Origin of the sequence: Paenibacillus zeirhizosphaerae (assembly GCF_030705605.1) — a bacterium.
GTDB classification, from domain to species: Bacteria; Bacillota; Bacilli; order Paenibacillales; family Paenibacillaceae; genus Paenibacillus; species Paenibacillus zeirhizosphaerae.
Genome location: NZ_JAPCKK010000001.1, coordinates 178797 through 192935 on the forward strand (window position 1 = coordinate 178797; position 14139 = coordinate 192935).

Here is a 14139-nt window from a genome sequence, read left to right on the forward strand (position 1 = left end):
GTACATCTCATTTCATTCAAAGAAAGGAAGATTTTAATATGGAAATTCGTGACAAGGTCGTTCTTATTACTGGAACATCCGCTGGTATCGGTTTGGCTACAGCACGCCGCTTTGCCGCCGCTGGTGCCAAACTAGCATTAGTCGCCCGATCTGCCGATGTACTTCATCAACTCGCCGAGGAATTGAAGAGCCAGGGAAGTGACGTTGTGGCTCTGCCTGCTGACGTGAGCGATCCGAAGCAGGTTCAACGAGTCATTGAGGAGACGGCGCGGCATTTTGGCCGTCTGGATGTGGTTATCAATAACGTAGGACAAGCCGTAGTTAGCTCGATCGCCGATGTCAATCCGGATGACTTCCGTAGAATCTTTGATCTTAATGTGATGGGACCATTAGCAGCTATGCAAGCTGTGATCCCTATCATGCGGGAGCAAGGAGGAGGGCTGATCATCAATATAAGTTCGGTGGTCTCCAAGATGAATATTCCTGGAATCGGAGCTTATGCGGCTACCAAATCCGCTTTGAACATGCTTTCCGATACAGCACGAGGTGAATTGGCTGCAGAGCATATCCGGGTGATTTCCGTCTACCCACGCGCAACCGCAACGGATTTTGGCAAAAACGCGCTGGGCGTTCAACCGCAGCATGCGCCAGGTTCTTCCCGTCCATCGGATACGCCTGAATTTGTTGCAGAGAAAATTCTGGCAGCCGCTTTAAATGAGCCAGATGAGCAATATATGGATAACTGATACTCGCGGGGTCAATGGCAATTCCAGCCTTCCGCCAAGGAACAGATAGAACAATAAAACCGTGCAAAGCTAGCTAAAGCAACTGCGGCTTGCACGGTTTTTTTCTATTTCAATTGACCAATCGACATGCTTAATTTGTAATTTCCATACTTCAGGAGATGATCCAGAAAATCATTCAGCTCCAGCGGCGATGCGACGCGCACCCGCAGCCAGTAACAGCCTTCGCCGCTTACACGATGCATTTCGGTCACCTGTTCGCTTTGTGCAGCGAATGCTTGAAACGAGGGATGGGCCGTATTGGAGCTTAGGAAAACGGTAACAAAGGCATGCACCGTCTGGCCGATTTTTTCCGGGTTCCAGCGCAGAGTCGTTCCTTCAATCACACCGAGATCCTGCATTTTTCGTACACGGGCGCCAACTGCCTGTCCGGTCAGGTGCACGAGCTGGCCGACGGTTTTGTAGGATTGGGAAGCGTCCTCCAGCAGGAGCTTCAGAATACGCAAATCAACTTCATCGATCGTTTGATGGCTTAACATCTTAATTTCCTTTCAGTGTGAAAGTGGAAAGCGGTTTTTCCATTCACCGGGATGATTACCTTATCGCTTGTTTTATATATAATTTTAGCAGATTCATGATTCGAAAGATAAGGGGTGCAAAATAATGAAGCTTCAATTAATACGCCATGCCACGCTGTGGCTGGAATATGGAGGAACACAGTTCCTGGTTGACCCGATGTTCAGTGACGCAGGAGCGAACCCACCGGTTATTAATACGCCGAACGACCGCCGTAACCCGCTCGTGCCGCTGCCTTTTGAAATGGAGGGACTGTTTAATCCGGACGCCGTGCTTGTCACGCATTTGCATCCAGATCACTGGGATGAAGCTGCGATTGTGGCGCTGTCAAAATCAACATCGGTAATCTGTCAGCCGGAGGATGAGTCAGCTATCATCTCTGCAGGTTTTGGCTCGGTAACTGCCGTAAATGAAAGCATTACCTTTAAAGGCGTGACGATCCATCGGACAAGCGGACAGCACGGCACAGGGGAGATCGGGAAGCAGATGGGGCCTGTATCCGGTTTTGTTTTCAAAGCGGAAGGTGAACCGACGTTGTATATCGCGGGGGACACGATCTGGTGTGACGATGTGCAGCAGGCATTGGACGCCCATCAGCCGGACATAACGGTGGTTAACGCCGGGGGAGCGCGGTTCAATGTGGGTGATCCGATCACGATGGATGAAGACGATGTGATCCGTGTATGCCAATATGCTCCGAAGACGAAGGTGGTGGCTGTGCATATGGACGCGATCAATCATTGTCTTGTCACAAGAGCGGATTTGCGCGGCCGGGTGGAGAAGGAAAGGCTGCTTGACCGGGTCGTGATTCCGAGTGATGGACAATGGATCTGATATAAAGCGGCTATGCTCGTACACTGGGTGGAGACTCCGATTAACCCCTGAGCCATGTGGCGCAGGGGTCTGTTTAATGCTTTTGCTTTTTGAAGGACAACTTATTTCCATAAACAAGCCACAACGCCAGGGATGAGATCAGCATTAAGATTACACTATTGGGAGGACTGTCGCCTTGCGCTTCGGTTTTTGAGAATGAGGAGATTTTGGAGCTGGGCATTATGTCGATCCCGGATGCGTTAAGTGCTGCGCAGCAGCATTATGAAAGGGAATTTTACCAGCTTCGGAGCGAAAAGCTTCAATAATAAACGCTATCGCCTTGGCCGCCGCGGGCGAACCTTTCTTGAAGGAAAGCGCGGCTAAGCCAATGGTTCTGTGAGCCTCCGGCGCAAGTGGGCAGACGTAAAGACCTGACGGACGGTCGGATAGGATCGTCTCAGGAAGAATGCTGATGCCCAGCCCGCTGCGCACCATGGCTATAATGGCATGGTCATCTTCCAGCTCGAATCGCACGCGGGGCGTACCACCCTGTTCCGAAAACCATTTACGTACATCCGTATCGCAGCCTTTGGCTGGCATAATAAATGGCTCTTCAGAAATATGATCCGTGGTTATGCATTCTTCTTCACTCAACCTATGGCCGGATGGTATGATGCACAGGAGTTTGTCCTGCTTCAATTCGATTTGCTCCAAGCCCTGAACCGTTGGTAAATTGACAAAGCCGAAATCCACGGTGCCCCTCGCGATCCAGCTTTCGATCTCCTGATAATCCCCGTCAAGCAGTTTGATATGAATGAGCGGGTACTGGTCCTGAAAATTTTTAATAATGTCAGGCAGCCAATGCATGGAGACACTCGTGAAAGTACCGATCGTAACCATACCGGTTTCCAGTCCTTTAATAAGATCGGCTTCCTGCTGCAGCCTGCCTTGCAGGTGTACCATTTCTTGCATGTATCCCCATAAACGCTCTCCCTCATGAGTTAACCGTACCCCTGAGCGGCCCCGATGAAGAAGCTGAAGCCCCAGTTCTCCTTCAAGGCTTGCCACGGCATGGCTAACCGCCGACTGGGTCAAGTTTAATTGTTCTGCTGCTTTAGTCAGACTCCCGGTCTCAATGACCTTGAGCAAAATCTCATACTTGAATAAGCTCATATTATCCCTCGCTTTTCACATGAAAAAGTTTCATATAAACCATTCTAAACATTCATTTTATTTATTAAAAGGGTGCTCTTATAATTCAAATAGAATGAACGACGAGGAGGCAGAGTCATGGATTCCATTGCAAAAACGCCGGAGCCGCCCTACTATGCGGTTATATTTACTTCACAGCTCTCTGACGGCGAGAACAAGGGATATGAAGCCATGGGGGATAAAATGGTGGAGCTTGCGGCACAGCAGAAAGGTTTTCTGGGCATAGAAAGCGTTCGATCTGCGGATGGGTTGGGGATTACCGTCTCCTATTGGGATTCGCTGGATAGCATTAAGGCGTGGAGGGAGCACAGTCTGCATAAAGTCGCGCAGGAAAAAGGAAAATCGCAATGGTACGAGCGTTACGGGCTGCGGGTAAGTAAGGTCGAAAGGGACAGCTTTATGAATTTGTAATGTCTGTGCTCAATTCCCTCATAACCCGTATAAACTCCTTTGCTGCAGGTGCAGTCTCGACTGGCAGCAAGGGAGTTACTGTAAAGAGGAAGGTGACAGATACTACCTTCCTCCGATCAGGGCAGCCGTTCAAATTTGTTTTCTTGGGCATCGATTAATGCCAGTTTGTAATTGAGCTTTTCCAGCGTTTTCATCAGCCGTACGATTTGTTCCTCCACTTTGCTTTTTTGGTTGGCCAGCATCGTTTTTCTTAGGGGCAGTGTCCGATCTCCGCTCTTGTATAGCTCAACATATTGTTTGATTTCGGCCAGGGGCAAACCTGTCGAACGAAGGGCTTGTACCATCTCAACGCAATCGACGTAATGGTCGCTGAATTTGCGTACCCCATTAACATCCCGGTCAACAGCCGGCAATACGCCTTCCTTCTCATAAAAACGCAAAGTATACGCGGTAATGCCCGTTTTATTCACAACTTCCTTCATCGTATAAGCCATAAGCATTTTCACCGCCTCTTACTTGTTAGAGTTACTTTCATCTATTTTACAATCCGAGCTTGCTTCCAGTCCATACATCCCTTGTCCATAAGGGATCATGTTTTGGATTTGACTTAGAGCGGCTTTAGCCTTGTAAGCTAAGGGAGAAATAACAAAAGGATGAAGAGGAGGGTCTTCAATGACCAAAACAGTGTTGATCACCGGGAGTTCGACCGGATTGGGAAATACAGCAGCGAAGAAGTTCGCTTATGAAGGATGGAACGTGGTTGCGACGATGCGCAAGCCGGACCAGCGCTTGGCAGAGGAAAATCCCGAACGGATTTTCGTAACCGCACTTGATGTTACTAAGCCCGCCACGATCGAGGCGGCGATTGCGGCAGGGGTTGATAGGTTCGGCCGGATCGACGCCGTCGTGAACAATGCCGGAGTCAGCATCCTCTCGATATTTGAAGCTACACCCATGAATGTGATCCGCGGAATTTTCGAGACTAATGTTTTCGGTGTCATGAACGTCATTCAGGCGATTGCCCCTTATTTTCGTGAGCAAGGAGGTGGAACCATCGTCAATATCACTTCGAACGTGGGTTTTGTATCCAACCCACTGCTGACGGTCTATGTCGCGACCAAGCATGCCATCGAGGGGCTATCGGAATCATTGTCGTACGAGCTGGAATCGCAAAATATCTCCGTCAAACTTGTGGAACCCGGAGCCATGCGAACCACGAATTTCACGTCGAACACCATGGCCGCCGCCCAAGCCGTATCCATTCCACAACCGTACAAGCCTTATTTTGATCATATGATGAACTCCATGATGAACTATCCGTTTGATAGTGCGGATGAGAACGAGGTTGCAGATCAGATATACACCGCTGCATGCGATCCGTCTGCCCGGCTGCGCTATCTCGCAGGTCCGGACGCAGAGGAAACGGCTAAACTGAGGTGGTCCCATTCGGAAGAAAAGTACATGGCGACCATGCGCGACTTGCTAGGGCAAACGGCGTGGCAAAATAGACAGGGTTGACATTCAATGACGATTTATGACTCTGCTTCACAAAGGATGGTTGGAGAATGGAAGAAAGATTACACCCGGAACTTAAAAATATGTTTTCCGTTTTACCGGAGGTTGTTTACACTCGAGAGAATTTAGCGGCCAAAAGGAAAGAGATGCAAGAGTTTGTTGCCGGTATGACAGCATCTCTGCCTGTTAATGATGCCGTTTTGACCTCAGAAAGATATATTCCGGGCGCAGCAGGGGATCCGGATGTTCGGATCAAGATGTACGAACCGCGAGTAAAGAATGGGCCACTACCGGGAGTTCTCTATATTCATGGTGGCGGTTATATTCTTGGTTCCGCGGATATGATGGATCCTGCCTTGCAGCAGATGGTATCGGAACTCGAATGCGTCATCGTTTCCGTGGATTATCGGCTGGCTCCAGAGCATCCTTTTCCGGCTCCGCTCGAGGACTGCTACGCTGCACTCCAGTGGTTCTCCGAAAACGCTGAAGAACTGGGGAGCGATTCATCCAGAATCGCAGTGGTTGGCCCCAGTGCCGGTGGTGGATTAACGGCTGCCGTCTCTCTTTTGGCAAGAGATCGAAATGGTCCTTCGATCCTGTTCCAAATGCCCCTCTATCCGATGCTTGATGATCGGCACATGACCAAGTCCAGCAATGAAATAACGGATGACAGAGTATGGAGCAGAGCAAAAAACCAATTGGGATGGGAAATGTATCTAGGGGATGAAGGTGAAGTATCTCAATATGCCGCTCCGGCACGTGCAACCGATTTGTCGGGGCTTCCACCCATGTACACCTGTGTCGGTGACCTGGATCCATTTCGCGATGAAACCATCGACTATGTTCTGAGGCTAACGCAGGCCGGTGTGCCAACAGAATTTCATTTATACCCTGGATGTTTTCATGGTTTCGAAGAATACTTTCCTTCTGCCGAGATCAGCCAGCGAGTGATAAAAGAATATCATGCGGCTTTAAAGCGTGCTCTATATAGGGCTTTATAAAACATCACAATTCAATTAGAAGCCGGTTGCCTGATTTTAAGCGCAACCGGCTTTGTGCGTTGTGGGCGGTACTCTGTCAACTGCTCAAGTGGATCAAGGCCAACAAATAAATGAGCTTGACGCTGGGAATAAATGCATGTTACTCTCTGCTTAAAGGTTTAACCTGTCATTATTCATAAAGATTAAACGTTTAATGAAGGAGGGCTAATGAAGCGTGATGTAAGCATAAGCCAAGTCGTCAGAGCTGCAAAAGCATCCATTGGGATATCCCTTGTGTGTTCATCGACAGTTATCTCAAGGATCCGCATTTATATCAGGTGTGTCTGGATGATCGTCTGGGGGGGATATTTGGCGACCAGGCACTTACTGGAGCTATGGCTGTGGAATGGCTGACTGGTACTAATAATGTAAGCGCTGTCTTTTCGTTGTCCGATATAGCGGCACTTGGTCTGATGAAGGGGCAGGCCGCAATGAAGCTGCTGATGGATCAAATCGGGAATGGGCCTTCATTCTCCTGAAAGGTGGTGTTGCACGTCGAACTCAAGGTTCGGGAAACGATAGCCAAAGCAGTGTTAACGTGAGAGTAAGATGAAAATGATCCGGGAGGAATCCAGAGTGTCGCACAAAAAGAGTATGGTTGTTGGGGTCTTTTTATTGGTTTTTATTCTCATGCTGGCAGCATGCGGGCCACAACGCAGCGTTGAAAGTGATGCAAGCCCGGGCCAACCCGGGACGAATGAAAACACGAAGCCCGCGCAGCTTACCATCTGGGCGGACGACAATGCCGAAAAACTGGCAGCTTTAAAAGCCATAACAGCGAAGTATACCGAACAAACCGGCATTCCGGTAAATATTACACCGATTGCCATGAACGATCAGCAGCAGGCGCTGTCGCTGGACGGACCTGCGGGCAAAGGACCGGATCTTTTCTATCAGCCGGGGATCGGCAGTCTTTCGGTGCAGGGACTTGTACAGCCGTTAACGGTGAGCGACGAAGATAAAGCTAATTTTACGAAAGAAACTTTGGAAGCGCTGAGCTATGACGGGAACCTGTATGGATTGCCGTTTGTGGTTGAGACGTATGCGCTGCTGTATAACAAAGAGCTTGTCCCTGAAGCGCCAAAGACGATTGCGGAGCTTGAACAGCTTGCTGGAAAAATGACAAATGCGGGCAACGATGAGTACGGTTTTCTGTATGATGCCACGAATTTCTATTATTCCTGGGCCTTTATGGGCGGAAGCGGCGGTTATATTTTTAAAGAAACGGATAACGGCTTTGACATTAACGAGATAGGGCTTAATCAGGCAGGGGCCGTTCAAGGCATGAGCCTTATCCAAAGCTGGTTCGAGAAGGGCTATTTGCCTAAAGGGGTAAACGGTGATATTGTCGGTGGCCTGTTCAATGAAGGCAAGGCTGCTGCGGTCATTAACGGGCCATGGGCCATTACTGACCATAAGGCACAGTTGGGGGACAATCTTGCCGTTGCGGCACTGCCGGTCATGGAAGACGGCACTCATCCGCAGTCATTCATCGGCGTAAAAGGGTGGATGCTCTCTGCTTATTCCAAAAATCCGGAGTGGGCAACCGACCTTGCTGTTTTTTTAACCAATGCGGAGTCGTCTATGGAATGGTTTAAAGCGACAGGTGAAATGCCGGCTCATCTTGACGTTCTGAATGATCCGCTGCTCGTCAATGATCCACTGGTTGCCGGTTTCTCGGAGCAAATTCAATACGGAAAACCGTTCCCGAATGTCGCAGAGCTGACGCATGTGTGGGATCCGCTGGCGAATGCGCTTAAATTTGTGTCAGAAGGGGAAGACGTGCAGGCGGTGCTTGACGAGGCTGTCGCCCAGATTCAAGACAAAATAAAAATGGCGGGCGCACAATAGGCATAGATCCGTGGGAATGCATAAGGCATGATATGAGATTCATGACGGTTGAAGAAGGTGAGGAGCTTGGCAGCAGGCCAATTTAAAAGGAAGTCTAATCATTATCCGGCTTTATCTGTAGCGCTTTCTGTATTACCGGGACTAGGGCAGCTTTATAACCGCAGGTATGTCAAGGGGGGGCTGTTCCTGCTCTTGTCGGCGGCAATTTTGTCAGGGCTGTACGACTTTTTGAACATTGGATTCTGGGGGATTTATACGCTGGGTACCATTCCGATGCTGGACGACTCCCGCACGCTACTTGTTCAGGGTTTGTTGTCCGTTATCCTGGTAGGGTTCATGCTCATTTTTTATGCTTACAATTTGATCGATGCTTATCGTGACGGTGGGCAACTGCAAAATGGTTTTACAATTCCCAGCCTGAAGGAAGGCTTTCACGCCGCATGGGACCGTGGTTTCCCTTATTACATGGTGCTACCGGGCTTCTTCATACTGGCTTTCGTGGTTGTATTTCCATTGTTGTTCATGATTTGCCTTGCTTTTACGGATTACAATTTATACAATTCTCCGCCCGCGAAGCTTCTGAATTGGGTGGGGATCGATAACTTTAAAATGTTGTTGACGGAAGAAATATGGCGTGCAAGCCTGCTGTCCGTTTTATCATGGACGGTGGTGTGGACGTTCGTCGCAACGACGCTGCAAATTGCGGTCGCCATGCTGTTGGCCGTCATGGTGAACGACGCCCGCGTCAAGTTCAAGAAGCTGATCCGTACTGTATTTATTCTCCCCTGGGCCGTGCCCTCCTTCGTGACCATTCTTATCTTTGCCGCGATGTTCAACGACGATTTTGGCGCAATCAACCGTGAGCTGCTGGCGCCGTTTGGGGTGCAGATTCCATGGATGTCCGATCCAGTGTGGGCAAAGATCACCATCATCATGATCCAGGTATGGTTGGGTTTTCCATTCGTCTTTGCGTTGTTTAGCGGCGTGCTGCAAAGCATTTCCCAAGACTGGTACGAAGCGGCCGATGTGGACGGCGGCAGCCGGTGGAACAAGTTCAGATATATTACTTTGCCGCATGTGCTGTATGCAACCGGGCCGCTGCTCATTATGCAGTATGCGGGCAATTTCAACAATTTCAACATCATCTATCTGTTCAATCAGGGCGGACCCCCGGTTCGAAACCAAACTGCCGGCGGAACGGATATCCTGATTTCATGGGTGTACAAGCTTACGTTCGAAAACAACAATTACAAAATGGCGGCGGTAATTTCGATTATTATGGGCCTCGTCGTCACCATCTTTGCATTTTTTCAATTCAGCCGCAGCCGCGCGTCCCGAGAGGAGAGGATGTTCTGATGAGCAGAAAGGCCAAAAACCGCCTGGAATTAACACTGATTTACAGCGTGGTGCTGTTCATGTTTATGGTCATTGCGTACCCTCTGCTGTGGACAACGAGCATCTCGCTGAATCCCGGAACCAGCTTGTTCAGCTCAAGTATTGTACCGGAGCGATGGTCGTTCACTCATTATGAGTGGCTTTTTGCGAATCCGCAGAGCGATTATCTGTTATGGTACAAAAATACGCTTTTTGTAGCAGCCGTCACGTCGGTTGTATCCGTGCTTGTTGTTTCTTTTGTGGCGTTTGCCTTTTCCCGGTATGACTTTGTAGGCCGAAAATACGGCATTTATTCCTTCCTGCTGCTGCAGATGTTTCCTGTGCTGATGGGCATGGTCGCTATTTATTTGCTGTTGAACGTGGTCGGTCTGTTGGATTCCTTGTGGGGTCTCGTGGTCATCTATATCGGCGGCGGGCTTCCGATGAATGCATTTTTGGTCAAAGGTTATCTGGATACGATTCCGCGGGATCTTGATGAATCCGCCAAAATGGACGGTGCCGGCCACTTCAGAATTTTCTTTCAAATTCTGCTACCGCTCACTAAACCGATCCTTGCGGTAGTCGCACTGTTTAATTTTATGGCGCCGTTTATGGACTTTCTGCTGCCACGCATCATTTTACGCAGCCCGGAGAAATTCACGCTGGCGCTCGGCTTGTTTAATTTTATCAACGACAAATTTGCCAACAACTTTACCCGTTTTGCGGCAGGCGCAATTTTAATTGCGGTACCGATCGCCATCGTCTTCCTGTTCCTGCAGCGCTATTTGATCACAGGTCTCGCGGATGGCGCGACGAAGGGGTAGTGTCAGGGACACCGGATTGGCTGCTTGAGTCTTGAGTCTATTTTTGGGGAGGCGACGAAATGAGAAGGTCTGGATTGAAACAAAAAGCATTGCTGCTGTTCCTGATGAGCTGCATGATTTTGGCGCTTGTGGCGCTGCCGCAGCCGATCTATGCCGCCACTGCCTATGAAGCCGAGGATGCCTCTTTGGCGGGTGGCGCGCTGGTGGAGTCCAATCATGCCGGGTATTCGGGCTCCGGCTTTATCGGCGGCTTCACCGACAGTAACAAGGGCTCTGCTTCCGTCAGCTTTGCGGTAGAATCGTCCGCTGCTGGTGACAGGGATATCACACTCCGTTATGCCAACGGAACAGGTGCGGCGATGACGCTCAGCCTTTACGTCAACGGTGCAAAGACGGGTCAATTGCTGCTGCCTGCGACCTCGGCCTGGGATGAATGGGGAACGAAGGCAGAGACGGTAACGCTTCATGAAGGCAGCAACACGGTTCAATATCGGTTTGATGCAACAGATTCGGGGAATGTGAATCTGGACCATATCGTTGTCGGGGAGCTGCTTCCCGAGCCGGAACCAGAACCCGAGCCGAATCCTGGTTCACCGGACGTGTATCAAGCAGAGGAGCAGTTTTTTTCCGGCGGAGTTGTCCGAACGGGAAATGTATTGCGTAATTTCGATTCTGCAGGCGCACGGGTCATTTTTACGGTCAATTCGGCATCCACGGGAAATAAAGATGTTACTTTGCGTTATGCCAAGAGTACTGGCGAATCAGGAGTGATGAACGTATATGTGAACGGGGTCTACACCACGACAACATCGCTTGCTTCCACTGGAGGAACGGATGCCTGGGCCAATCAAACGGAGACGCTTCCGCTGCGCAAAGGGTTAAACACCATCTGGTACGAGACAAGCGGCGGAGCGATGAGCGGCGTACAAATGGATTTGTTGTCTGTTGAGGATGGCATAACACTTGCAGATCGGGGAGCGACCGTGCCGTACCAGGAGCTGGAGGCGGAAAAAGGAACGACAAATGCAGAGGTACTGACACCGTCCCGTGAGTATCTGACCGTTGCAGCCGAATCCTCCGGGCGAAGCGCCGTGAAGCTATCGTCGACAGGCCGTTATGTGCAATGGACCGCACCCGCAGCAGCCAACTCGTTGATTGTCCGTTACAGCATGCCAGATGCTCCGGGCGGTGGAGGAACAGAGGCTACGCTCAGCTTGTATGTGAATGGGGTCAAACGGCAAGCGTTGAACCTGAGCTCCAAGTTCGCCTGGACGTATGGGAATTATCCTTATAATGATCATCCCGCCAATGGCGGGGCGCACCATTTTTATGATGAAAGCCGGTTTATAGTAGGGGATATTCCGGCCGGAGCAACAGTGAGGCTGCAAAAAGACCAAGGAGATACGGCCTCTTATTATACCCTTGACCTGGTTAATCTGGAGCAAGTGCAGCCTGCATACGCCATGCCGGCGGATTTTGTGAGCGTTACCGATTTCGGCGCGACTGCGAACGATTCTAACGACGATACGCAGGCTCTGCGCGAAGCGGTTCAATATGCGAAATCGATGAACAAGGCTGGTGTCTGGATTCCGGCGGGCATATTCCGCATGAATGACAGAGTGAACGTGGATCACGTGCATATTCGCGGAGCAGGCATGTGGCATACGACACTGCAGGGGACAAATGGAAAAGGGGGCTTCTACGGTACGGGCGGCAATGTGCGGATTGCCGATCTGTCCATTTTCGGCGATTCGTTTTACCGGAACGACGCTGCGGATCACGCCGGGATTGAGGGCAACTTCGGCACGGGTTCGCTTATTCAGAACGTCTGGATCGAGCATATGAAGGTTGGATTCTGGCTGCAGGCAGGCACCGACGGCTTGTATATTACAGGCGGCCGTGTGCGTAATACATGGGCAGACGGTGTCAATTTTCACGGCGGTGTGAAAAACACAATGATCAGCCACTTCAACGTGCGTAATACAGGGGATGACGCTTTCGCGATGTGGTCGGACAGTATGCCGAACGAGAACAACTTATTTCGGTATAATACGGCGCAAATTCCGGTCTTAGCCAACACGTTTGCTTTGTACGGCGGAAAAGCAAACAAAGTCTGGGATAACATTGGCGCGGATACCGTAACGGCATCGGCAGGCATTGCCGTGAGCACCCGTTTTAATGCCGTACCGTTCAGTGGAACGACGGAAATTAAACGCAATACCCTGCTGCGCACCGGCGGTTATGAGCCGAATTGGAACACCAGCTTTGGCGGATTATGGATTTATGCAGAAAATCAAAATATTACTTCACCTATTGTGATCGAGCAGGCAGATATTCTGGACAGTACCTATGAAGGCATCAAATTCAGCTACAATCAGCAAATCAGCGGCATTGTTTTGGATGGGGTAAACGTTGACGGAGCAGGAACATACGGTATTTATTTTGATGGGGTCACAGGTTCGGGATCGTTTTCAAACGTTGTAGTACAAGACGCTGCTTCAGGCGGTCTTCACAATCCTAATCATGCTTTTCAGATTGTTAAAGGCTCTGGGAACAGCGGCTGGTAAACTCATGGCCGATCCGCTTGCAGCGGGTTGGCCGTTATTCCGTTTGGTCAAGGCGGTCTGCAAAAGGAAGCTTGCGCGGCTGGCAGGACAGGCTGCCGTCCATGGTTTCCGTATCAGGATCGCTTGGGCTATAATGTGGTAAAATGTTTCAATTAAAGAGAGCGGTGTTCATATGAAGCAAGAAGTCAGCATTGTCGATGTGGCCAAAAAAGCAGGGGTCTCCATCGCCACCGTTTCCAACGTTGTGAATGGAAAAGGCCGCGCATCGGCCAGCACGATACAGAAGGTTCAAAGGGTGATCGAGGAGCTTGGTTATACACCCAATTTGCCTGCCCGGAATTTGAAGACACGGAGAACAGATTTGATCGGTCTGGTCGTGCCGACCATGGAGCCAGGGCGCCTGCAGGACAATCCCTTCTACTGGGATCTGCTCGCAGGTGTGGAGGAAGGGGCGCGGGACCGGAAATTTCATATTATATTGGCCGGCATTGACGAAAGCACGGAAACGTTCGCCTTCGCGAAGGAGCGAAGATTGGACGGCTTGATCATTGTGGGCATGAATGAGAGATCACAGGCGATTGGCCGGGCGATGGAGCTGGGTCTACCTGTTGTCTTTATTGACAGCTATCTGCAGGACAGCGAGTTGTATCAAGTTAATCTCGACGACCGCATGGGCAGCTATCGGGCGACGTCTTATCTGATCGCTCAAGGCCATCGGCGGATTGCATTATTGGTCGGTGACATTCCTGTGGATCGTATTTCCAGCTACGGCGTGCTGCATGAGCGTTGGCTTGGATATAAAGATGCATTGGAGGAAGCGGGCATTGCGTACGACCCCCAATTGATGATTAAGCTGCCGACGTCCCTGGAGGGAGGCTATCAAGCGTCGAACAGACTGGTGGAGCTACCGGACGTCACAGCGATTTTTTCTTTTTCCGACATCAGTGCAATGGGATTGCTTAAGGGATTGAGGGAAAAAGGAAAAAGTGTACCCGGCGAGTATTCTGTGATCGGTTTCGATAATTTGTTTATATCCGAATACACATCTCCATCGCTTACGACCGTTTCGCAGAACATATTGGAAAAAGGGCAGGCAGCGGTTCGCATGCTGCTTGATCAAATTGACGGGCAGCCGATTGAAGAGCGGCGCAAGATCTTGCCTGTTGATTTGATTGTGCGCGAGACCACCGGACGAGGGCCATTCTTGTAAAGG

At 50.2% G+C, this 14139-nt stretch carries 14 protein-coding genes; 11 read left to right on the plus strand and 3 right to left on the minus strand.

The window, feature by feature from the left end; translation table 11 throughout:
• The first annotated feature begins 38 nt into the window (after positions 1-38).
• The gene (locus OIN60_RS00850) at positions 39-746 is read left to right on the plus strand and encodes an SDR family NAD(P)-dependent oxidoreductase (protein WP_305752972.1); all 708 of its coding nucleotides are present in this window, start codon (positions 39-41) and stop codon (positions 744-746) included.
• 104 nt (positions 747-850) lie between these two features.
• Here OIN60_RS00850 and OIN60_RS00855 read toward each other — a convergent pair whose 3' ends face one another.
• The gene (locus tag OIN60_RS00855; protein WP_305752973.1) at positions 851-1282 is read right to left on the minus strand and encodes an Lrp/AsnC family transcriptional regulator; all 432 of its coding nucleotides are present in this window, start codon (positions 1280-1282) and stop codon (positions 851-853) included.
• Positions 1283-1406: 124 nt separating this feature from the next.
• On the opposite strand from OIN60_RS00855, the gene OIN60_RS00860 reads away from it, so the two are divergent.
• Complete coding sequence (locus OIN60_RS00860) at positions 1407-2153, plus strand: MBL fold metallo-hydrolase (protein ID WP_305752974.1); 747 nt, start codon at positions 1407-1409, stop codon at positions 2151-2153.
• A gap of 219 nt (positions 2154-2372) precedes the next feature.
• On the opposite strand, the gene OIN60_RS00865 is transcribed toward OIN60_RS00860, so the two are convergent.
• Positions 2373-3305 carry a LysR substrate-binding domain-containing protein gene (locus OIN60_RS00865; RefSeq protein WP_305752975.1) on the minus strand — a complete coding sequence of 311 codons (933 nt, stop codon included), beginning with the start codon at positions 3303-3305 and terminating at the stop codon, positions 2373-2375.
• A 117-nt stretch (positions 3306-3422) separates the two neighbouring features.
• Between OIN60_RS00865 and OIN60_RS00870 the strand changes: the two genes are divergently transcribed.
• Complete coding sequence (locus OIN60_RS00870) at positions 3423-3755, plus strand: antibiotic biosynthesis monooxygenase family protein (protein WP_305752976.1); 333 nt, start codon at positions 3423-3425, stop codon at positions 3753-3755.
• Positions 3756-3871: 116 nt separating this feature from the next.
• Here the strand turns inward: OIN60_RS00870 and OIN60_RS00875 are convergent, their stop codons facing one another.
• The gene (locus OIN60_RS00875) at positions 3872-4255 is read right to left on the minus strand and encodes a MerR family transcriptional regulator (RefSeq protein WP_305752977.1); all 384 of its coding nucleotides are present in this window, start codon (positions 4253-4255) and stop codon (positions 3872-3874) included.
• Between the two features lie 172 nt (positions 4256-4427).
• Between OIN60_RS00875 and OIN60_RS00880 the strand changes: the two genes are divergently transcribed.
• The 8 genes from OIN60_RS00880 (at position 4428) to OIN60_RS00915 (ending at position 14136) form a co-directional block, all read left to right on the plus strand.
• A complete protein-coding gene (locus OIN60_RS00880) occupies positions 4428-5273 on the plus strand; it encodes an SDR family oxidoreductase (RefSeq protein WP_305752978.1) in 846 nt (281 codons plus the stop codon).
• A gap of 47 nt (positions 5274-5320) precedes the next feature.
• Positions 5321-6271 (plus strand): alpha/beta hydrolase, encoded by a 951-nt coding sequence (locus OIN60_RS00885; RefSeq protein ID WP_305752979.1) that lies wholly within the window; start codon positions 5321-5323, stop codon positions 6269-6271.
• 275 nt (positions 6272-6546) lie between these two features.
• Complete coding sequence (locus OIN60_RS00890; protein ID WP_305752980.1) at positions 6547-6789, plus strand: type 1 periplasmic-binding domain-containing protein; 243 nt, start codon at positions 6547-6549, stop codon at positions 6787-6789.
• A 97-nt stretch (positions 6790-6886) separates the two neighbouring features.
• Positions 6887-8161 (plus strand): extracellular solute-binding protein, encoded by a 1275-nt coding sequence (locus OIN60_RS00895; RefSeq protein WP_305752981.1) that lies wholly within the window; start codon positions 6887-6889, stop codon positions 8159-8161.
• Positions 8162-8227: 66 nt separating this feature from the next.
• A complete protein-coding gene (locus tag OIN60_RS00900) occupies positions 8228-9517 on the plus strand; it encodes a sugar ABC transporter permease (RefSeq protein ID WP_305752982.1) in 1290 nt (429 codons plus the stop codon).
• Positions 9517-10359 carry a sugar ABC transporter permease gene (locus OIN60_RS00905; protein ID WP_305752983.1) on the plus strand — a complete coding sequence of 281 codons (843 nt, stop codon included), beginning with the start codon at positions 9517-9519 and terminating at the stop codon, positions 10357-10359. Before OIN60_RS00900 ends, OIN60_RS00905 begins: the two co-directional genes overlap by 1 nt.
• Positions 10360-10418: 59 nt before the next feature.
• Positions 10419-12926 (plus strand): CBM35 domain-containing protein, encoded by a 2508-nt coding sequence (locus OIN60_RS00910; RefSeq protein WP_305752984.1) that lies wholly within the window; start codon positions 10419-10421, stop codon positions 12924-12926.
• Between the two features lie 172 nt (positions 12927-13098).
• Positions 13099-14136, plus strand: a complete 1038-nt coding sequence (locus OIN60_RS00915; protein WP_305752985.1) for a LacI family DNA-binding transcriptional regulator — start codon at positions 13099-13101, stop codon at positions 14134-14136.
• The last annotated feature ends 3 nt before the right edge of the window (positions 14137-14139 follow it).

Coding starts and splice junctions, on each gene's coding strand:
- OIN60_RS00915 (WP_305752985.1), top strand. CDS start 13,099: ATGAAGCAAGAAGTCAGCATTGTCGATGTGGCCAAAAAAGCAGGGGTC.
- OIN60_RS00880 (WP_305752978.1), top strand. CDS start 4,428: ATGACCAAAACAGTGTTGATCACCGGGAGTTCGACCGGATTGGGAAAT.
- OIN60_RS00870 (WP_305752976.1), top strand. CDS start 3,423: ATGGATTCCATTGCAAAAACGCCGGAGCCGCCCTACTATGCGGTTATA.
- OIN60_RS00885 (WP_305752979.1), top strand. CDS start 5,321: ATGGAAGAAAGATTACACCCGGAACTTAAAAATATGTTTTCCGTTTTA.
- OIN60_RS00850 (WP_305752972.1), top strand. CDS start 39: ATGGAAATTCGTGACAAGGTCGTTCTTATTACTGGAACATCCGCTGGT.
- OIN60_RS00905 (WP_305752983.1), top strand. CDS start 9,517: ATGAGCAGAAAGGCCAAAAACCGCCTGGAATTAACACTGATTTACAGC.
- OIN60_RS00910 (WP_305752984.1), top strand. CDS start 10,419: ATGAGAAGGTCTGGATTGAAACAAAAAGCATTGCTGCTGTTCCTGATG.
- OIN60_RS00855 (WP_305752973.1), bottom strand. CDS start 1,282: ATGTTAAGCCATCAAACGATCGATGAAGTTGATTTGCGTATTCTGAAG.
- OIN60_RS00865 (WP_305752975.1), bottom strand. CDS start 3,305: ATGAGCTTATTCAAGTATGAGATTTTGCTCAAGGTCATTGAGACCGGG.
- OIN60_RS00875 (WP_305752977.1), bottom strand. CDS start 4,255: ATGCTTATGGCTTATACGATGAAGGAAGTTGTGAATAAAACGGGCATT.
- OIN60_RS00860 (WP_305752974.1), top strand. CDS start 1,407: ATGAAGCTTCAATTAATACGCCATGCCACGCTGTGGCTGGAATATGGA.